Genomic DNA, 20,409 nt, shown 5'->3' with positions numbered 1-20,409 from the left:
TTTCTGCAGTGTTGCTTTAGTTTGCTAATAAGATAAAGTATAGGGTTGATTGTAGCCGTTCCGCCAGTCATCGTCAACCGTGCCCGACAACGCGGAGACGCGGACGGGCGGGCGCCGGCAGGCCACGGACCGCCTCATCCGGTGACCTGCACAATCTCTACATATGCGCACCACATTTTCTCCACATTCTGCTTGTACACTGTAGCCATAGGCAGGGCGGCACACGTGGCCGCCAGCGTTGCAGGCGAAGGCGGAGCCTGCAACTCAACCCCCTTGCTGATGTCGAAGAACACTCTGTAACTCCCGCAAACGGGCTGTCCGTACCGGTGATCTGTACTCACCGTTGGACAGCCCGTTTGCGTTCCCGTATTCAATGTTTGAGCGCAGCGCGCAGCGCTTCCCGCCAATCGGCCGACAACGCCGGGCACTCCGCCAGCATGGCCGCTTCGCGCTTCTGTTCACGGCGCGCGCGGTAAACCTGCCGCGCCCGCACAATCGTCCACTCCGGATAGGGCCTGGCCACGCGCTCGAGCATCATCCCCGCTTCGACGAACGCCTCCTGCAGCACGCGCAGGTACCATCCCGTCCGGCTCGTCGCCTCCACCCGCGCCGCTAAATCCGGAATCCCGTGGCGGCTCGCCAGTTTCCAACACGGATTTCGAGGCTGCGACACTTCCAGAACCAAGTCGCCGATGCGGTAGATATCCCCGATGCATACGGAGGACTCCTCCAAGCCGGTGACCGTCAGATTTTCGCCGAACGCGCCATACTCGAAAGGACGTGGCAGCTCCTCGCGCCATTGCGCATAATGATCCGCCGCGTACATCAGGACCGGTCTGTCCGGCCCACCGTGGTACACCAGATCCGCCTGGCCATCGCCGGCCAGATTCAATCGCCCGACGAACACCGGTCCGTCCACGCGCTGTTTGGCAATGCCGGAAACCCACTCCCGCTCCCCCGTTTTGTCGGTTTCCGAACCGCCGTACCTCTTCGGCAAGCCGACCTGTATGGACACAATGCGCGCTTCCATGGTTCCCCCTCCGCATGCGGGCAGCCACCGCGCACAATCAGTCGTGCAGTCGCCCCGTCTCTTGGTAATGCTTGGCCATCAAATCGATCTCCTTTTTCAGTTCGGATACGAGGTCCGCTTCCGGGATTTTGCGAACCACTTCCCCCCGCCGAAACAGGAGACCTTCGCCGCGCGCACCGGCAATCCCGATGTCCGCCTCGCGGGCTTCGCCCGGACCGTTCACCGCGCAGCCCAGCACCGACACCTTGATGGGCGCTTTGATGGTCTGCAGATATTCCTCCACCTCGTTGGCGATGGAGATGAGGTCAATGTCAATCCGCCCGCACGTCGGACAGGACACCAGCGTCGCCGCGTTGGAAATGAGATGGAACGTCTTCAACAATTCTCGCGCCACCTTCACTTCCTCGACCGGATCCGCGCTCAGAGACACTCGGATGGTGTTGCCAATACCCATGGAGAGCAGCGTCCCCAGTCCAGCGGAACTCTTGATGGTGCCGCTGAACAGCGTGCCCGACTCCGTGATGCCAAGATGCAGGGGATAATTGAACGTTTCCGCCGCCAAACGGTAGGCTTCAATGGCCATCGGCACATCCGATGCCTTCATGGACACGATGATATCGTGGAAATCCAGTTCTTCGAGAATCTGAATGTGATGCAGCGCGCTCTCTAGCATCCCCTGCGGCGTCGGATACCCGTATTTCTCCAGGATGTGCCGCTCCAGCGATCCCGCGTTGACGCCAATGCGAATGGGAATGCCGCGCTCCTTGCACGCTTGGACCACCGCCTCCACTCTGTCGCGCTTGCCAATGTTGCCCGGATTGATGCGGACTTTATCCACGCCATTCTCAATGGCCCGGAGCGCCAACCGATAATCAAAGTGAATGTCCGCCACCAGCGGAATGTGAATCTGCCGCTTAATCTCTTTGATGGCCTCGGCAGCTTCCAGTGTATTCACCGTGACGCGGACAATCTCACAGCCAGCTTCCTCCAGGCGGTGAATTTCCGCAACGGTGGCCTGTACGTCCGCCGTCTTGGTGGTGGTCATGCTCTGTATAATCACTTGGTTCGATCCGCCAATGGTCAAATCGCCGACCTTCACCGGCCGCGTTTCTTGTCGATGGAACATATTGATTCTCCCCAAGTTGTTCATTTTGATTGATTTTTGCACCACGACACATTATACACCAATTTAGGATTCGCGTTTTCGGCCGCGAATTGGTACAGTAGGGAGCGTAACAGTGATACAGTCATGTGACGCAGAATTCATTCATTTTGAAAGAAGAGGTGCAAAATCGTGCTGGACCAAATTACGTCCTACCTCGGTTCGGAAGCGGAGGACCTTTTGAACCACACCTGTACAACGATTCCGAAGAGCGCATTGACGCTGCCCTCGCCCGACTCGGTCAGCGAGGTGTTTGCGGCCTCCAATCGCAACAACCAAGTCCTGCGCAGCCTGCAATGGATGATGAGTACAGGCCGCCTGGCAAACACCGGTTACGTTTCGATTCTGCCGGTTGACCAGGGCATTGAACATTCCGCCGGCGCCTCGTTCGCCAAGAACCCCGCCTATTTCGATCCGGAAAATATCGTGAAGCTGGCCATCGAAGGCGGGTGCAACGCCGTGGCGTCCACCCTCGGAGTGCTCGCGTTGACCTCTCGCAAGTACGCGCACAAGATTCCATACATTGTGAAAATCAACCACAACGAGCTGCTCACCTACCCCAACAAGTTCGACCAGGTGATGTTCGCGAACGTCCGCCAGTGTTGGGAAATGGGCGCGGCCGGCATTGGCGCCACAATTTACTTCGGCTCGGAGGAGTCCACCCGGCAGCTCCAGGAAGTCAGCGAAGCGTTCGCGCTCGCGCACGAACTCGGGATGTTCACGGTGCTCTGGTGCTATCTGCGCAATCCGAAGTTCAAGAAGGACGGCGTCGACTACCACACGTCCGCAGATCTCACGGGACAGGCCAATCATCTCGGCGTCACCATTGAAGCGGATATCATCAAACAGAAGTTGCCGGAAACCAATGGCGGCTTCAAAGCGCTCAACATGGAAGGCAGCAGCTACGGCAAAACCGACGAACGGATTTACACCGAGCTGACCAGCCCGCATCCGATTGACCTGACGCGCTACCAGGTTGCCAACTGCTACATGGGCCGCGTCGGTCTCATCAACTCCGGCGGTCCATCGGGGACAAACGACTTCGCCGAAGCGGTCAAGACGGCCGTGATCAACAAGCGCGCGGGCGGCATGGGATTGATTTCCGGCCGCAAAGCGTTCCAGCGTCCGATGGACGAAGGCGTGAAGCTGCTCAACGTCATTCAGGACGTGTATCTCTGCGAAGACATCACCATTGCCTGAGTCCAGCTCAAAGGGGACTGTTTCCGGCAGCCGTTCGTCGGCGAGGGACAGTCCCCGCTTTGTCTCAAACACCGGCCTCTCGTCGGACCGTTCCAGGCATGCTGATGCCAGGATAAGCACAATTCTCACGAAATGGAGACAAACACCATGCAACGATGCGGATGGGTGAACGAAGATCCGCTGTACGTCGCGTACCACGACGAGGAATGGGGCGTCCCGGTGCGCGATGACCGCAAGCTGTTTGAATTTTTAATTCTCGAGGGCGCGCAGGCGGGGCTGAGCTGGTACACCATTTTGCGCAAACGCGAACACTACCGAGCAGCGTTTGATCAGTTCGATGTCGACCGGGTGGCGGAGTACGGCGACGACAAAGTGGCACAACTGCTGTCTCCGTCCTCAGGCATTGTGCGCAACCGACTCAAGGTCGCCTCAGCGATTCGCAACGCCCGCTGTTTTCAGCAGGTTCGGGCGGAGTACGGATCGTTCTCGAACTACCTGTGGGGCTTTGTGGATGGGCGTCCGGTGGTCAATCACTGGCCAACGCTGCAGGACGTGCCGGCGAGCACGAACCTGTCTGACACCATCAGCAAGGACCTGAAACACCGGGGGTTCAACTTCGTCGGCACCACCATCGTGTACTCGTACCTGCAGGCCGTCGGAGTGGTGATGGACCACATTGTCCCCTGTTTCCGCCACGCGCAACTGGCACGGGAATGACGCCACCGGATGATGGCGCGCAAATCGCCCATACTATGCACTGGGGGTGACCGCATGGGACAGGAAAACCAATTCGAACCCGGTTGGGAAGTGCCGAATGACGGAGAATATGTGGAAGTGGGTGAACATCCGGACAGCGGAAACCTGCGGAAGCCAAAGAAGGTGCGGCTGAAAAAGGGCGACCGATTCCCGGAGACGAGCCATCCCAATCGAAAGTGGACCCGCAACCGCAATCAATAAATGACCTATCCGGTTCCAGCGCCCCCGTGCAATGTTTGAAGGGCTCCGATGGACAGGGGACTGACCACCAGCAAAACACTGCCGATGAAACCGACCACGGCAACGGCGGTAGCCACCCACAGCACAACGCTCCGCCGCCAGACCAGCGTCAGACTGCCGAGTCCCATCACCGCGGGCATCCAGAGCGCGCCGAACAGATAGTACAATTTGAACCACCATGATGAATGCGGAACGAGCCACAGCGCGATGCAGTACGCCAGTGACGCCGTCGCCGCGATACCCAGCGAACCGGCCCAAAACGCATGGCTGAGCGCTCGATTGCGCAGGTACCGTGCTCCGACGTGCACCGCGAAGCAGGCGCACAGGAGCGCCACCAACAAAGCGGGAAACGTGTCCATGCCACATGGCTCCCTCAAACATGAATACGCTTACAGTTTATGCGTACAGGCGCTCCCGCACAACCCACGGAAGCGTCCGCGTGGTCCGCGAACGGAACTCCATCCATCAGGGGGACATGCAAGTGCCCCCCTGACCTTCACCGCTTGGCGTTCAACAACCGTGTGGTGTACGCAAGGATGAATAGACATAACCCGACAAAGACGAAGAGTCCCAGCGCAAATGCTATCAACTGCATGTTCATCCGCCTCCTGTCCGTCTGCACCTAGGTGAGATGCTGCCCGCACCATGCGGCGAACTGACTGACCGATACCACGTTTTCCACCAAGAGAATCACCACATTCGAAAAGGCCGTGTACAACCAGACGTTCATCGCCACCGGAAAATAACCGTTGACCATGCGCTTGTTCCCGTAGGCAGAGTACCACCCGACGCCAGCCAACAAGACAATGCACACCACGCTCAACAGAAATTCCATGACGGCAGTCGGTGCATAGATGGTGGCCACCTGTTTGCTGTAGCCGGCGAACCACAGCATCAGGTTGAACTGCACGATGACCTGTGCCAGGTACACCAGTGTGGTCAAAGCCAGCACGGCGCGAAAGGGCCGCCACCGATCCCGCTTGAAGAAAGCCGCCGCCACAAACAACAACAGCACGGCCAGCACCGACAGCAGAACGGTCACATACGGCAGATTGCGCAGCAAGCTGTTGTCCAGTTGAAATTTGCTCGGCGACCATTTCCGCAGATACACGTTCGATCCCACGAATGTCGCGGTCATGAACGTCAGGGACACCAGCCCGAGCCATACCGCCAGGTTCGCGTTGCCCTGCGGATCGATATTTTCATGATGATCGATGTGTGCATCCGAGTTCGCGTGCATGTCGGACACAATGCTCCCTCCCCGTCAAATCCCGTGTAGCGTGGACGCGCTCGCAACCATGGCCGCGCAGAGCGCCAGCATGTACAGCAGCGAATAGGTGAACATTCGGTGCGCCCAGCGAACATCGTTGCGCGTGAAGACGCCCTGGATGGCCAGAGCGAGAAAGCCGATGCCCAGGCTGCCTGCGGCGAACAGATACAGCGCGCTGTGCAGGCCGTTCTGATACAGGCCCACCGAAAATCCGGCCAACAACATACAAAAACCAATCGTTTGACGTTTCGTCGAGGGCACGCCGTGAACCACAGGCCACATGGGGATGCCGGCCGCTCGATATTCGTCTGCCCGCTTCAGCGCCAGCGGGTAGAAGTGGGACGGCTGCCAGCTGAGAAACGTGAGGAACAGGAGTACCCCCGCCCACTCCAGCCGTCCGCCGGAACCTGCAAAGTACCCGACCATCGGCGGCATGGCGCCGGCCACCCCGCCGATGACCGTACTCCAGGCAGTTTTCCGCTTCAGCCAAAGGCTGTACAGACCTGCGTACATGCCAAGCCCCACCGCAGCACAGCAGAAGGCCGTCCAGTGGATGAAAACCATCAGCATGACCAGACCGGCCACACCCAGCAGCAGTCCCACGATCAGCGCCCGCTGCCGGTGCAATCGCCCATTGACCAGCGGGCGATGCCGTGTCCGCGTCATTTTCCCATCGATATCCACATCCACGACGTTGTTGAGGGCGGCCCCGGAGGCGACGACCAAGGCCGTGCCCAACAGCGTCCAGAACGCCGTTGTCCAGTGGGGCGGCCCTTCTCCCCCGAGCCACAGGCCAGCCGAAGCGGCCAACAGATTGGCGAGCGTGATACCCGGTTTGGTGAGCGTGAGCCAATCTTTCAGGGACTTGGGGGACGACGCCGTCACCGCTCGACTGGCCGTCACCGGCTGGACTGTCATGGAGCAACGCCCCCTTTCTCCACCTTCCGCGGTGCTGCCGCTCGGCACGCCTCACGGATGAACCACGGCGCTATCCCACAGTCCCCTCCAATTCCTCCACTGTGTACGCCTGATACGGGTTCTGCGTGACCACGGGCAGTTTCGAAAAGTTATGGGCGGGTGGGGGTGAACTGACCGTCCACTCCAGTGTGCGCGCCCGCCAGGGATTGTTCCCCACCTTCTTCCCGTATTTGGCCGAGTAAAACAGATTGAACACGATGATCAGCGTGCCGATGCCGAGAATGTAGCTGCCAATGGTCGCGACATCATTCCAGAACTGAAACTCCGGTGCATACGTCGCGTACCGCCGCGGCATTCCGGCCAAACCCAACAGATGCATCGGAAAAAATGTGACCTGCGTTCCAATGAAATAGAACCAAAACGAGACATGCCCCAGGCGCTCGTTGAACATGCGGCCCGTCACTTTCGGAAACCAGTAGTGCAAACCGGCCATGATGGTCATCACACTGCCGCCGAACAATACGTAATGAATGTGGGCCACCACGAAATACGTATCGTGCAGATGCATATCCAGCGGCACTGCGGCAACAATCACGCCGCTGAATCCGCCGATGATGAACGATCCGATGAATCCGAGCGACGCGTACATCATGGGCACGGTGTACTCCACCGCGCCGCGCCACAGGGTGGCCAGCCAATTGAAGATCTTGACCGACGTCGGCACCGCGATGATGAGCGATGAGATCATGAACGGAATCCCTGCAGACATCGCCATCCCCGCCACAAACATGTGGTGTGCCCACACGAAGAACCCGAGAAAGCCGATGGCCACACTGGAATAGGCGATGGCGTGGTAACCGAAAATGGGCTTCCTCGCAAACACCGGCAGCACTTCGGAAATGATGCCGAACGCCGGAAGAATCATGATGTATACCGCAGGGTGGGAGTAAAACCAGAACAGGTGCTGGTAGAGCATCGGATCGCCGCCCGCCGTGGCGTCGTAAAAGACTGTGCCAAAATGCCGGTCCGCCAGCAGGGTGGTGACGGCGCCGGCCAGAGCTGGCGTACCAAAGATCTGCATGTACGCGGTGACCAGCATGCTCCACACGAACAGCGGCATTCGATTGTACGTCATTCCCGGCGCGCGCATCTTGTGAATGGTCACGACGAAATTGATGGCGCCGAGAATCGACGACAGGCCCGCGATGTGAATGGCCATGACCCACAGGTCAATGCCTGGACCCGTGGACTGAATGCTGTAGGGTGGGTAGGCGGTCCATCCTGCGTCCGGCATGCCGAAGAACATGCTCAGAATCAGCACGATGCCGGACGCCAAGTACAACCAGTAGCTGAGGGCGTTCATGCGGGGAAACGCCATGTCCCGGGCACCAATCATGAGTGGGACGAGGTAGTTTCCGAACGCGCCGGTCAACAGCGGGATAATCACCGAGAAAATCATGATCGTCGCGTGCATGGTGAAAAATTCGTTGTAGGTTTGCATGGAGAACAGGCCGGAAGGAACCAACAAGTCGGTGCGTACCAACAACGCGAACAAGCCGGAGACGAGAAAGAAGAAAATGGACGTGACGCCGTACATGATGCCGATTTTCTTGTGGTCAACCGTGAGCACCCAATCGCGGATCCACGATTTGCTCGACGCACGCACCGGCAGCACAGCCTCCATCGATTCCACCACCTTCAGGACAATCTGTCATTGACTGACTTCCCAGAAATCGCATGGACAGTTTCAGCGCGGTTTCATTGCCCGGACGACTGTTGCTGCTTGGCAAGTTCCGACTGTTTCCAGCGCTCGTAGTCGGCGGGCGTCATCACGGTCATTTTGGCATCCATCAGGGAGTGCTGAAGTCCACAGTACTGATCGCAGGGAACGTCAAACACTTTGCCGACGTCCGCCGCATCCGCCTTCATCCAGAACTCCGTCTGGCGCCCGGGCAGGGCATCCTGTTGAATACGTACGGCCGGAATGTAGAAACCATGCACCACGTCGGTGGAAGTAATTTTAAAGAGCACGTTTTCCCCGGCGGGCACGCGCAGGTCGTCCCGTGTTTTGAGCCCGTTCGGATACTGGGATTCCCAAGCCCACATGTGCCCCGTCACCTGAATCACCTCCGGCTTGGCCGGCGGCGTCTGCATGGCGTAGACGTACTTCACACAGCTGACGCCCATGAACACGAGGACCACTGCGGGAACAAGGGTCCACAACAATTCCAGCTTGTTGTTTCCGTGCACATTGGCCCCCACCGCGTTGAGCCGGGATCGTCGGTAGCGGACGAGAAATGTGATCAACAGCACTTCCACGAGGACAAAGAAAAAGGCGATAATCCCCAGCATGATGTAGAACAAACGGTCCACCTGATGGGACATCTGCGTCAATTCCGTTGGCAGCCAGGATGCAATTGCAACCACGTCACACCCTCCTCGGCCTGGTTTCACCGTGTCGCCGACAGTCACCAACGAATCATCACGCGAAGCCGCCCGCAAACAACAGCGCATACACTTCTAAATATTCGAACTATAATGAGTGCGATGGTAGGGGCTGCGCCATCCGGTTCGATATCCGTGCTGCGCTGGGGCCAGGCTGCCCTGGCGCAAACCTGTCCGGCCGACGGAACGGGACCTTCGTCCCGAGCTACAGGTACAGTTTACCATAGCTCCTCGCCCACACGTCAAGACACCAGCATCCCTCGGGACGCGGCCGGACCAGGTCGCCGCCACACGCACCGGCGCCAGGGACGAGACGGCACCGGGCCCCGCACGAGGAACCGAAATGGACGCGGGATGGTATCCGCGCTATGACAACAGCGTCCCTTCCAGCCGCTGCTTGGCCCGTGTATACGCATAGACGAGTCCCGTCGCTGCCAGCGCAATGGCACCCGTGACGATGAAGGGAACGGCGTGCTGCAATTGATACAGCAGCGTGGCCACCAGAGGACCCACGACGCGCGCCAGACTGTCCATCGAAGAAATCAATCCTGACGCCAACCCTTGCCCGACGGTCGTCTCCTTGGTGATGACGGACTGCAGCGTCGGCTTGATGACCGTGTTCCCAGCGCCGAAAACGGTCATGAACAGCGCGGCGGTGAAGAAGTTGCTGGAAAATAGAATGGCCACCAACCCAATCCCGGAAATGACCAGTCCCGCGGTCATCATGCGAGGTTCTTCGCCGGGCTTCACCCGCCGCACCACTCCCCCCTGCAGGAGCGCGCCCACAATGCCGGAGATGAAAAACATCATGCCCACCTGAAACGACGTGACGCCAATCCGGTCCATCTCGTAATACTGAAAGCACCCTTCCAAGCACGAAATGGAAAACTGGGCCACAAAGTCCACGATGTACAGGTATTTGAGCGGTCCGGTGAACCCGGCGAAACGGTGTTCGACAGACGTGTTCTCCCCGCCCGTGACGGGATGGTGGGATTCCTTGAGGGCCACCCATCCCCAGAGCGCATTGGCAATGGCAAGCCCAGCCGCGACAAAGAAAGGAACCTCCGGGCCGAAGACACTAAGTGCTCCGCCAATGCCCGGCCCCAACACGAAGCCCGTGCCAATCGCCATTCCGGCAAACGCCATGCCCTTGGTCCGGTCCTCCACCCCGGTCACGTCGGCGATGTACGCCATGGCGGTGGCGGTGACCGCACCGGAAAATCCGCCACCGACAAGGCGTGACACATACATCAGCCACAGGTGATGCGACGCCAGGCCAAATACAAAAAAACTCACCGCGAATCCGGAAAGTCCCATCAGCAGCACCGGCTTTCGGCCCATGCGATCAGACAACCGGCCCCACCACGGTGAAATGAAGAAACCGACGGCGGAATACACGGCCAGCATCAAACCGAGTTGAAACGGCTGCGCGCCCGCGTTCTGCACCATGACCGGAAGCACCGGGATAATCAGCCCAAAACCCATGAAGACTGTTACCAACATGAGCAGAATGACACTGAGTTTTCGCATCAATGCGGATTCCTCCCCATCCGTTCACAGCATAGCACGGCCCACCGGACCGCTGAAAGTAATCTCCCCAGGCATTGCGAACCTGTGAAGATGATGTGGAATCGCGCGTCCATGTCTAGCTGCCCGCGGGTGGTTGCAGTATAATCATCCTCGGACGTGCGCGACAAACCGGAAGGATATGGCTGACCATTCTCCATGAGAAAGGGCGTCTTCCTGCATGTTGCCTGCTGAACTTACCGCGGCAAAGCGCCGCCGGCGCAGCCGAATCTACATGGTGGTGACGGTCGTCTGCATCGCCGCTGTGATGGTATTCCTATATGTCAGTATGAAACAGATTACGGCACAGAGGATGGCGCAGCACAAGCACTCTTTCATGGGATATGTGACGGAAAACCATATCGGCAAGCTGGTTGAAATCGACAGCGGGACGGGGTTGGACCCCATGTCCTATGTGCTTGAACTCAGCCACCCGGTGGCTGACGCGGACAAACAATCACTGCTCCTTCAGTACATGGAAAAATACGTGGAAGATGACCGCGGCACAGTCCTCACAGTCGTCTATGTGCACCCGGACGGCCACACGCAAACCCCCATCGGAGAAGCTCACTACAATCCGGTGGACGGGCGTGTCAGTCTGTCTGTGCACTTGGACGATGGGCAGACGCGGTCAGCGGTTCTCCGTGAAAACTGGTAGGCCTGGCCAAGCAGGCCTTTCACTGCCATGGGAGGCATCGACAGATGTTTGTATGGATGAGCGGGATCCTGGCGTTTGTCATCGCCTGGGCAACCGTTCCGTATGTGAGACGCTTGGCGTTTCGCTGGCAATTCCTTGACCGCCCCAACCAGCGCAAGGTGCACAAGGCTCCCCTGCCGCTGTTGGGCGGAGTATCCATGTTCGTCGCCTTCGTCGTCGCGGCCACGGTCATCACCTACATCCAAGGCAGCGCGCCAAAGGTGTACCCGGGCATTCTGTGCGGCGCGGCGCTGCTGTTTGGCATCGGCTTGGTGGATGACTACTGCAAGTCTCGAGGGCGCGATTTTTCGCCGTGGCCGCGCTTGGTCACCCAAATTGTGGCCGCGGCAGCGGTCGTATTCTCCGGCGGAACGGTTCACGGCTTCTCCATTCCGCTCCATCACCCTGCATACGTTCAATTTCCGTATTGGCTGTCCACATTCGTGACCATCGTGTGGATTGTCGGCGTGATCAACGTGTTCAACTTCCTGGACGGGTTGGACGGACTGGCGGCCGGCATCGCCTCGATTTCCGCCGTGACGCTCCTGTTCGTGGCCTTGGTCAAAGGGGATGTCACGTCGGCCATCTGGGCTGCGGCAGTGACCGGGTCTGCGCTCGGCTTCCTGCGCCACAACTTCCATCCGGCACGCATTATCATGGGCGATGCCGGATCGACCCTGCTCGGCTTTCTGCTCGCGACCATTTCCGTGGTTGGCGCGTTTAAATCGGCGACGGTCATCTCCATTTTCGTCCCCGTCCTCGCCCTCGGCGTCCCCATTTTCGACGCCATTCACGTGGTGATACGAAGGGCCATGGCTGGAAAACCGGTGTACAAGCCGGACAAGACGCACGGCCACCACCGGTTGTTGAACTCCGGATTTTCGCAGGTCCAGGCGGTGACCTTCATGTACCTGGTCAGTGCCTGCTTTTCGTTGGCATCCATGATCCTTGTGTTGCTGCAGCACTAGCGCGTGCGGAAAGGGCTGAACCATGACTGCATTCACCTTTGTGGCCACCACCCCCATGGGACTGGAGGCCGTGCTCAAACGAGAACTGTTGGGCCTGGGCTTCGAAGATGCCCGGGCCTTCAATGGCTATGTGGAGTTCACCGGCGACGAAACCACTGTCGCACGCTGCAACCTGTGGCTGCGGACAGCCGACAGGCTGCTGTTGAAGATGGGCGAATTTGAGGCCACCACCTTCGATGAATTGTTCGAAGGCACGAAAGCCTTGCCGTGGCCCGACCTCCTGCCCATCACCGCCCATTTCCCGGTCGAGGGCAGATCTGTGAAATCACAGCTTGCGAGCGTCCCTGCCTGTCAGCGGATTGTCAAAAAGGCGATTGTGGACCGGTTGTCTCAAGCGTACCGCGTTCACACCTTTCCCGAGTCAGGCGCCACGTACGCTGTGGAGGTGGCGCTGCACAACAATCGCGCCCTGCTGACCGTGGACACCAGCGGTGCCGGTTTGCACAAACGAGGCTACCGGACCGGCCTCGCGGCCGCGCCCATCAAGGAGACGCTGGCCGCCGCGCTCGTGCTTCTCAGTTGGTGGAAGCCCCACCGTCCCTTTGCCGATCCGCTCTGTGGCAGCGGCACCATCGCCATCGAAGCGGCGATGCTCGGCCGCAATATCGCGCCAGGGCTGCAGCGCAGCTTCGCTGCGGAGGGTTGGGGGCTGCTGCCGGATTCGGCGTGGGCCGACGAGCGAAAAGCGGCGTACGCTGCCATTCGCCAAGACGTCGAACTGGACATCACCGCAAGCGATGTCGATCCGAACGTGCTCCGCCTGGCCGCGCGCCACTGCGAAGCTGCCGGCGTGGATCTGGACGTTCGGATTGTCCAACAGGATGTGCGCGACTTTCACCCCAGCACCGCGTACGGCTGCGTCGTCACGAATCCGCCATACGGGGAACGCCTCGGCGACCAGCGCGAGGTCGAGGCGCTGTACCGCAGCTTGGGGCGCGTGATGGCGCGGTTGGACACGTGGTCGACCTTCGTCATCACGTCTCACCCCCGGTTTGAGTCCCTGTTCGGACGCCGCGCCGACAAACGCCGGAAATTGTACAACGGACGGATTGAGACGCAGTTCTATCAATACTTGGGTCCGCTGCCACCCCGCAAGGAGCCGTGATACCAAGGAAATCTGGCACGTTGCGGCGGCTAGACGCGGGCCGCAGCCAGTTCCGCGCGCAAGGCCTGAAGCAGAGTGTCGGTCGTCATCCCGGCACGAGCCGGAACGGCCCCCTGGGCGGCGATGGCACTGCCGCCTCCCTTCGCGGAATACGGCGCCAGTGCCCGCTGAAACCATTGCTTGGCGGGCAGCGATAGATGGGTGGCGAGATGGACAAACCAGCCATTGTCGGTCTCGGCCACCAACGCTATCGCGTGCGGCCTCGGGTTCAGCAGTTCCTGCAGGTGCAGGGCGTACCGCCGCAAGTCCGCGGGACTGTCGCATGCGTCGACCGCAGTCACCAGCTGCACGGAGCCGTCAGCCGACTGCTCGACCGATGCCATCTGCGCCGCCGCCCAGGCGTCCGCCAGAGCATCTCTTGCCGCATCGAGCTGCTTTTGCAGATGGATGGTCGAAGCCTGCAGCTTCTCCACCGTCGGCCGCAGTTCGTCCAGCCCGCACGACAACAGAGCCCCCACTTCTTTCACCACCTGGGTCTTTCGCTGATGATCCCAGAGCGCCCGCCCGCCGCAGACAAACGTGACCCGCACGCAGCCACGCACACTTTCCGTTCGCACAATTTTAATGAGACCCACAGCGCCGGTTGCCGCTGGATGTGTGCCTCCACACGCATTGTCGTCAAACCCTTCGATGCTCACAATGCGGATGTCCTTCTCGACACTGGGTGCCTTTATCAAGTTGAACGACGGCAGTTCCGCCGCATCCACAAAACGGGCCCGGATTGGCCGGTTTTCCCATACCACTTCGTTCGCTCTCCGCTCGACCGCCGCCACCTCGGCGTCGGTCAGGCGCGGTGCGGCCAGGTCAATGGTGACCCACTGCGGACCGAGGTGAAATCCCACCGTGTCCACACCAAGCAGTTCCTCGATGGTCCGCGACAGGATATGCTGGCCGCAGTGCTGCTGCATGAAATCGAACCGACGCCGGCCATCGATACGGCCATGCACCTCCGAGCCCACCACCAACGGCGCCAGAACCGTGTGATAGATGTGGTCGTCGCGAATCCACACGTCCACCACCTCCGCCTCGTCCAACCAGCCCAAATCGTGCGGCTGACCTCCGGAGGTCGGATAAAACGCCGTTTGATTCAACCGCACGTGCCACCGATCCCCGTCCTGCTCCACTTCTTCAACCTTTGCTGAAAACTCCCATAGGTAACTGTCCGAATAGTACAGACGTTCTTCTCGAATACTCAATACAGTCTCTCCTTCATTAGAACGTGTAAGGTCGTCCAGAATTTCCGACGGCTGGCTCGGTCAGCGAACTTGCAATCTGCCTGCATTCGGTAGTAGAGTGTCAAATGACTGCAATCATCTCGTCGCCGGGACGACGCGTGTCTGTGGAATCAATTCCACAGGATGCGGTCGGCTCCCTTCCCTTGTCCGAATGGACATCGGAAATTGGAATTCTTCCATCGGCAAATCTGATCAGGGTTCGACACACTGCATCAAATTTGCGAAAATCATCCTCTAGAAACCGCACATGCAACAAAGAGAGTGGGGGAATCAAGATGACAGACAGACGCGATCCATTCGGCGTCCGCGCTGCGCTTTCCGTCGGCGGAAAGTCGTACACCTACTACGACATCGCAGCGCTCGAAGAGAAAGGCGTGGGCCCTGTTTCCCGGCTTCCCTTCTCTATCAAAATCCTGCTCGAAGCCGTAGTTCGGCAGCTCGACAACAAGGCCATCTTCGAACAGCACATTCGCGACCTGGCCAATTGGAACGCGGCAGCTCCGGCTCCGAATGAAGTTCCGTTCAAGCCGGCGCGCATTTTGCTGCAGGACTTCACCGGCGTCCCCGCCGTCGTCGACTTGGCTGCCATGCGTGCCGCCATGCAGCGGGCGGGTGGCAACCCGAAACGCATCAATCCGCTGATTCCGGTGGACCTGGTCATTGACCACTCCGTGCAGGTCGACGCGTTTGCCTCGAAAGAAGCGCTCGAGTTCAACATCCAAAAGGAATTTGAACGCAACGAAGAACGCTATAAGTTCCTGCGCTGGGCGCAAAAGGCGTTTGACAACTTCCGCGTGGTTCCGCCCGGAACGGGTATTGTTCACCAAGTGAACCTAGAATATCTCGCCAAGGTTGTGCAACAGCGGGAAATCGACGGCGAAACCGTGATTTTCCCGGACAGCCTCGTGGGTACGGACTCCCACACCACCATGATCAACGGCATTGGCGTGCTTGGTTGGGGCGTTGGCGGTATCGAAGCCGAAGCCTGCATGCTTGGACAGCCGCTGTATCAGCTGATGCCGGAAGTCATTGGCTTCAAGCTGACCGGCCAGCTCCCGGAAGGCGCGACGGCGACCGACCTCGCACTGACGGTGACCAATATGCTGCGCAAGAAGGGCGTCGTCGGCAAATTCGTGGAATTCTACGGTTCCGGCCTGAGCTCCATCAGCTTGGCGGACCGCGCGACGGTGGCCAACATGGCACCGGAGTACGGTGCAACCATGGGCTTCTTCCCGGTCGATGCGGAAACGCTCAATTACCTGCGCAATACCGGCCGCGACGAAGCGCTGGTGGAATTGGTCGAAGCGTACACCAAGGCCGTCGGGCTGTTCCGCACGGACAGCACGCCGGATCCGGTATTCACCGACACGCTGGAGCTGGATTTGTCCACCGTGTCTCCGACGATGGCTGGCCCGAAACGCCCGCAGGATAAGATTGAACTGAAGAACATGAAGTCTACGTTCCGCGAGGCGTTGCAAAAGCCGATTGACAAAGGCGGCTTCGGACTCACCGACGAGCAGCTGAACAAGTCTGTCCCCGTCGTGCGCGATGGCAAGGAGAGCACCATGAAACCCGGCGCGGTGGTCATTGCTGCCATCACGAGCTGCACCAACACCTCCAACCCGTCCGTGATGGTGGGCGCAGGTTTGGTGGCGAAAAAGGCGGTGGAACGCGGTCTCACACCGCCGAGCTACGTCAAGACCAGCTTGGCCCCCGGTTCCAAAGTGGTCACCGACTACTTGGAACGGGCAGGATTGCTTGAACCGCTGGCGGCGGTCGGTTTCGATGTGGTCGGGTACGGCTGCACAACCTGTATCGGGAACTCCGGTCCATTGCCGGATGAAATCAGCAACGCTGTACGCGACAACGACCTGTTGGTGTCGGCCGTGTTGTCCGGCAACCGGAACTTCGAAGGCCGCATCCACTCCCTGGTGCGCGCGAACTACCTGGCGTCGCCGCCGCTCGTTATCGCGTACGCACTGGCCGGAACGGTGGACATCGACCTTGTCAATGATCCGCTCGGAACGGACAAGAACGGGCAACCGGTCTACCTCAAGGACCTTTGGCCGACGTCCAAGGAAATTGAGGAGACCATCGCGAGCTTCCTGACCGCCGACCTGTTCAAGGAACGGTACGCGGGCGTGTTCACCAGCAACGAACGCTGGAACGCGTTGACCACGCCGGAGGGCGACCTGTACGAATGGGACAAGGCGTCCACCTACATTCAGGAGCCGCCGTTCTTCGTCGGCCTGTCCGCAGCGTTGCCGGACTCCGGCGACATTGTGGGCGCGAAAGTGCTCGCACTGCTCGGAGACTCGGTGACCACGGACCACATTTCTCCGGCCGGATCCATCGCGCCCACCAGCCCGGCAGGCAAATACCTGACGGAACATGGCGTCAGCCCGGTGGACTTCAACTCGTACGGATCGCGCCGCGGCAATCACGAAGTGATGATGCGCGGTACATTCGCAAACATCCGCATTCGCAACCAGGTGGCGCCCGGTACGGAAGGCGGCGTGACCAAGTACCTGCCGACCGACGAAGTGATGCCGATTTACGATGCGTCCATGAAGTATCAGGAAAACGGCGTACCGCTCGTGGTCATCGCGGGCAAAGAATACGGCACCGGTTCTTCGCGCGACTGGGCGGCAAAGGGGACCACGCTGCTCGGGGTGAAGGCGGTCATCGCGGAAAGCTTCGAACGCATCCACCGCAGCAACCTGGTTGGCATGGGCGTGCTCCCGCTGCAGTTCAAGAACGGAGACAGCTGGCAGTCGCTCGGTATCACCGGCCGTGAAACGTTCGAAATCCGCGGACTTAGCGGCGATCTGCAACCGCGTCAGGAACTGCAGGTCAAGGCAACGCGTGAAGATGGCAGCACGTTCACCTTCCCGGTGACGGTCCGCCTCGACAGCGGCATCGAAATCGAGTACTACCGCAATGGTGGTATCCTGCAGACGGTGCTGCGCAGCTTCTTGGCGGAAGAAGCGAAGTAATGTAAACGCAAGTTGTGCAAAAAGACAAAAGGCTGGAGCGTCGCTGAACGCAGCGACGCCCCGGCCTTTTTAAATTGGTGCAGCACAAAGCTCCACGTCGCCCTTCCGACGTTACTGATGGGCCGCCTCCGCCCGGCGAAACGCGTCCAAAAACACTTCCACCGGCTGTGCACCGGAGACGGCAACCACTCTATCCACGACAAAGCAGGGCACGCCGTGAATCCCCAGCGCTTGCCCTTCACGCTCATCCTGACGAACTTCCCGCGTGTAGTCGCCCCGTTCCAGCATGTCGCGGACGTCCGCCTGCGGCAGCCCGACCTCGCCAGCCAGTTCCGCCAGTGTATCCCGGTCCCCGATGTCTTTACAATCGGTGAAGTACGCGCGGAACAACCGCTCCACCATTTCCACGCTCCGATGTTTGCCCGCGGCGAAGTGCATCAGACGGTGCGCGTCAAAGGTATTGGTGGGAATGATGGTATCCATGTGGTAATCCAGCCCAACCGCCTTCGCCCGTCGCGCGACATCCGCGTTCATGGCCCGCGCGCGTTCCACGGTGATGCCGAATTTCTCGGCCAGAACACTGTGCAAACTCTTTCCGGTATTGCGCGGCGCCGACGGATCGAGCTCAAAGCTGCGATAAATGATTTCCACCTTGTCTTTATCCGGCCACTGTTCCAACGCCTGTTCGAAATGGCGTTTCCCCATGTAACAGAACGGACAAACGAAATCAGACCAAATTTCGACTTTCATCCGACGACCTCCAAACCAGTTCACTTAAGCAATAAACATTCACGTCAGGCATTCCATCCTTGGTTGCATCCATATCCGGCACAGTTATTCTTCCGATAATTCATCAACTTATTATTTGTAAGCTTTAATTCGCAGATTACAATACCTCAGTTTCCACACCTTTGTCAATGCATTCCTTGGTGACAAATACTTCGATACCTTTTCAGGTATTATGCCCGAAGGGCTGGACAGGTTTCCCACCTAATGGCTCTCACGGCTACGTCGTGCATGAAGGATTGAACAAGCTTGTTTGATGAACTCTCTTTCCTTTGTTGTCAAAACATACATTTGCGGTTTCTTGTCTTCAGGCAATGCGTTGAAGTTCTCCCAAGCTGCCATCATTCCAGAGAGTATTTCCTGATCCCACCCTTGGGATCGCCGTCTATTTAGGTCCGTCAAATACTCAGCAAGACGCTGCGCCGCCTCACTGGCCGGATCTTCATTCTGTGCCACGAGTCTTCTCAGTTCATCATAAAAATAGCTGTATTGCTGATGTGTTTCTTCCGTGAAATCGTGCTGTGCCAATCTCCTCAAAGCTTCCTTCGAAAACGATTGCAATGCAATATCCCGCAACGTTCTCCGTTCATCAGGGGCCAAATACTTACTGACCCATTCTGGCTTCAAATCCATTTGCATCACCTCGATGATTTTAGTTATGGCTTGAAAGTCCAGCGTTTCTGTTTCCAGTTTTTCAATCTTCTCAATTGCATGAATGATGGAGTCAATCTGTTGCCGTTTATCAAGCAACATTTTCTTCTGCGCTCTGAGTGCAGAAGAAAGCTCACTAGCTCCTTCTTCAATAAGATTCTTGATTTCTGTTAGAGAGAATCCAAGATACTTGAGAGCTAAAATCTGTTGCAATCGAACCAGATCGTCGTCCGAATATAATCTGTGCCCAGCCGGTGTGTACTGTGAAGGTGAAAGTAATCCCTTCTTGTCATAGAACTGGAGTGTACGCACGGACACGGATGATTTCTTCGCAAAATCATTGATGCGATAAAATTTTCGATCCAAGTCTGAGCCCCCTTCCATGACAAACATAGAGTATTACGCTGCGTCGTATTCAAGTGCCCTTCGTGTACGTTGGATTACGTCGTGGTGCTCGCTCCCCCCCGCCAGTATGCCTGAATTTGCGCAGAGTTTGGTCTTAACCCCATGTAAAGTAGAAAGTCCAATTTGAACGTCATCATGCATCTTTTCAGGTGAAGGTAACGATTCAAAGTTTCGCAACGTCACATTATAGGAGGTGAGCTTCATGAAGAAGATTGTTGAAATCGCGGTAATTGCTTTATTGCTAGTTGGATGCGACAAAACAGCACAACCAGCTCCAGCAACGAAACCACCTTGGGTTGCGTCCTATGCGGTTGGAACACCAACTGTGTATTATTTTTCCACAGGTGAGGAAGTACAAACTGTTGGAAACTTTATAGTCTCGTTCAATCCGAAAAGCATGAGTCAAGGACCCAGTGGATGGTCATCTGATATTACAGACATCAACCAAATTGAGATTTATGCTATCCCCGGCATCGATGTAACACAAGCTGTAGCCGTGAAATTCTCTAGGAGCGTGTCCGAGTAATCGACCGAAGGGCACGCTCCTGGGTGTCTTGTGGTAATGGTGAATGTTGGCGCCGACTGGGTTCGCGGCTCTTGTCCTGTATGTCCTATGTCCGCCACATCGGAGTTACACGGTGGCCGGCTTGGACCGTCCATACCGGAATATCTTCAGGAGGTTGTGGCACATCGCTACCAAGGACCATTCCCCTCGCACCTTAGCCAGCCCACGCAAGGAGAAGCGAACAAACCCCATGCACGCCTTGATGTGGCCGTACACAGGCTCCACGATGACCTTCCGCTTGGCGTATATCGCCCGCCCTCGTTTGGTCATCAGCTTCCGTGCCATCCGTTGTTT

20 protein-coding genes are annotated in these 20,409 nt (G+C 58.2%); 8 read left to right on the top strand and 12 right to left on the bottom strand.

The window, feature by feature from the left end; genetic code table 11:
* Positions 1-370 precede the first annotated feature (370 nt).
* Complete coding sequence (locus tag G463_RS18475) at positions 371-1,030, bottom strand: MOSC domain-containing protein (RefSeq protein ID WP_035485462.1); 660 nt, start codon at positions 1,028-1,030, stop codon at positions 371-373.
* 37 nt (positions 1,031-1,067) lie between these two features.
* Complete coding sequence (gene ispG / locus G463_RS0103260; protein ID WP_026974043.1) at positions 1,068-2,156, bottom strand: flavodoxin-dependent (E)-4-hydroxy-3-methylbut-2-enyl-diphosphate synthase; 1,089 nt, start codon at positions 2,154-2,156, stop codon at positions 1,068-1,070.
* 168 nt (positions 2,157-2,324) lie between these two features.
* Between ispG and G463_RS0103255 the strand changes: the two genes are divergently transcribed.
* From G463_RS0103255 to G463_RS0103245, 3 genes are all read left to right on the top strand, one after another.
* Positions 2,325-3,392 (top strand): class I fructose-bisphosphate aldolase, encoded by a 1,068-nt coding sequence (locus G463_RS0103255; protein ID WP_026974042.1) that lies wholly within the window; start codon positions 2,325-2,327, stop codon positions 3,390-3,392.
* Between the two features lie 147 nt (positions 3,393-3,539).
* A complete protein-coding gene (locus tag G463_RS0103250) occupies positions 3,540-4,109 on the top strand; it encodes a DNA-3-methyladenine glycosylase I (protein WP_026974041.1) in 570 nt (189 codons plus the stop codon).
* Between the two features lie 54 nt (positions 4,110-4,163).
* Positions 4,164-4,349, top strand: coding sequence for a YjzC family protein (locus tag G463_RS0103245; RefSeq protein ID WP_026974040.1), 186 nt, complete (start codon positions 4,164-4,166; stop codon positions 4,347-4,349).
* Between the two features lie 5 nt (positions 4,350-4,354).
* On the opposite strand, the gene G463_RS0103240 is transcribed toward G463_RS0103245, so the two are convergent.
* From G463_RS0103240 to G463_RS0103210, 6 genes are all read right to left on the bottom strand, one after another.
* On the bottom strand, positions 4,355-4,747 hold the full coding sequence (locus G463_RS0103240; protein ID WP_026974039.1) for a hypothetical protein: 393 nt from the start codon (positions 4,745-4,747) through the stop codon (positions 4,355-4,357).
* 263 nt (positions 4,748-5,010) lie between these two features.
* The gene (locus G463_RS0103230; protein ID WP_026974038.1) at positions 5,011-5,637 is read right to left on the bottom strand and encodes a hypothetical protein; all 627 of its coding nucleotides are present in this window, start codon (positions 5,635-5,637) and stop codon (positions 5,011-5,013) included.
* 15 nt (positions 5,638-5,652) lie between these two features.
* Entirely contained in the window at positions 5,653-6,576 is a 924-nt protein-coding gene (gene cyoE / locus G463_RS0103225; protein ID WP_035485460.1) for a heme o synthase, read from the bottom strand.
* A 70-nt stretch (positions 6,577-6,646) separates the two neighbouring features.
* Positions 6,647-8,260: a cytochrome c oxidase subunit I gene (ctaD, locus tag G463_RS18470; RefSeq protein WP_035485457.1), complete on the bottom strand. Its 1,614-nt coding sequence runs from the start codon at positions 8,258-8,260 to the stop codon at positions 6,647-6,649.
* Between the two features lie 74 nt (positions 8,261-8,334).
* Positions 8,335-9,003 (bottom strand): cytochrome c oxidase subunit II, encoded by a 669-nt coding sequence (gene coxB, locus G463_RS0103215; protein ID WP_026974036.1) that lies wholly within the window; start codon positions 9,001-9,003, stop codon positions 8,335-8,337.
* Between the two features lie 384 nt (positions 9,004-9,387).
* Complete coding sequence (locus G463_RS0103210) at positions 9,388-10,551, bottom strand: MFS transporter (protein ID WP_245575677.1); 1,164 nt, start codon at positions 10,549-10,551, stop codon at positions 9,388-9,390.
* Positions 10,552-10,768: 217 nt separating this feature from the next.
* Between G463_RS0103210 and G463_RS0103205 the strand changes: the two genes are divergently transcribed.
* The 3 genes from G463_RS0103205 to G463_RS0103195 are packed head-to-tail and all read left to right on the top strand — an operon-like array spanning position 10,769 to position 13,417.
* The gene (locus G463_RS0103205) at positions 10,769-11,245 is read left to right on the top strand and encodes a hypothetical protein (RefSeq protein WP_026974034.1); all 477 of its coding nucleotides are present in this window, start codon (positions 10,769-10,771) and stop codon (positions 11,243-11,245) included.
* Positions 11,246-11,289: 44 nt separating this feature from the next.
* Positions 11,290-12,252, top strand: coding sequence for an MraY family glycosyltransferase (locus G463_RS0103200; protein WP_026974033.1), 963 nt, complete (start codon positions 11,290-11,292; stop codon positions 12,250-12,252).
* A 22-nt stretch (positions 12,253-12,274) separates the two neighbouring features.
* The gene (locus tag G463_RS0103195; RefSeq protein ID WP_026974032.1) at positions 12,275-13,417 is read left to right on the top strand and encodes a THUMP domain-containing class I SAM-dependent RNA methyltransferase; all 1,143 of its coding nucleotides are present in this window, start codon (positions 12,275-12,277) and stop codon (positions 13,415-13,417) included.
* 29 nt (positions 13,418-13,446) lie between these two features.
* Here G463_RS0103195 and G463_RS18465 read toward each other — a convergent pair whose 3' ends face one another.
* Positions 13,447-14,673, bottom strand: a complete 1,227-nt coding sequence (locus tag G463_RS18465; RefSeq protein WP_051321870.1) for an alanyl-tRNA editing protein — start codon at positions 14,671-14,673, stop codon at positions 13,447-13,449.
* A 314-nt stretch (positions 14,674-14,987) separates the two neighbouring features.
* Between G463_RS18465 and acnA the strand changes: the two genes are divergently transcribed.
* The gene (gene acnA / locus G463_RS0103180; RefSeq protein WP_026974031.1) at positions 14,988-17,708 is read left to right on the top strand and encodes an aconitate hydratase AcnA; all 2,721 of its coding nucleotides are present in this window, start codon (positions 14,988-14,990) and stop codon (positions 17,706-17,708) included.
* Between the two features lie 111 nt (positions 17,709-17,819).
* On the opposite strand, the gene G463_RS18460 is transcribed toward acnA, so the two are convergent.
* Together G463_RS18460 and G463_RS21540 are read right to left on the bottom strand one after the other, a co-directional pair.
* Entirely contained in the window at positions 17,820-18,458 is a 639-nt protein-coding gene (locus G463_RS18460; RefSeq protein ID WP_035485454.1) for a DsbA family oxidoreductase, read from the bottom strand.
* Between the two features lie 240 nt (positions 18,459-18,698).
* Positions 18,699-19,511, bottom strand: coding sequence for a MerR family transcriptional regulator (locus G463_RS21540; protein WP_051321869.1), 813 nt, complete (start codon positions 19,509-19,511; stop codon positions 18,699-18,701).
* A 241-nt stretch (positions 19,512-19,752) separates the two neighbouring features.
* Here G463_RS21540 and G463_RS22735 point away from each other — a divergent pair, with 241 nt between their 5' ends.
* Positions 19,753-20,076: a hypothetical protein gene (locus tag G463_RS22735; RefSeq protein ID WP_026974030.1), complete on the top strand. Its 324-nt coding sequence runs from the start codon at positions 19,753-19,755 to the stop codon at positions 20,074-20,076.
* A 105-nt stretch (positions 20,077-20,181) separates the two neighbouring features.
* On the opposite strand, the gene G463_RS0103160 is transcribed toward G463_RS22735, so the two are convergent.
* A partial coding sequence (locus G463_RS0103160) for a transposase (protein ID WP_156900075.1) occupies positions 20,182-20,409 on the bottom strand: 228 nt, incomplete at its 5' end.

This window comes from Alicyclobacillus contaminans DSM 17975 (assembly GCF_000429525.1).
In the GTDB taxonomy this organism is placed as follows: Bacteria; Bacillota; Bacilli; order Alicyclobacillales; family Alicyclobacillaceae; genus Alicyclobacillus_A; species Alicyclobacillus_A contaminans.
Note: the sequence above shows the minus strand (reverse complement) of the source record. Positions and strands in the feature narration are given on the sequence as shown.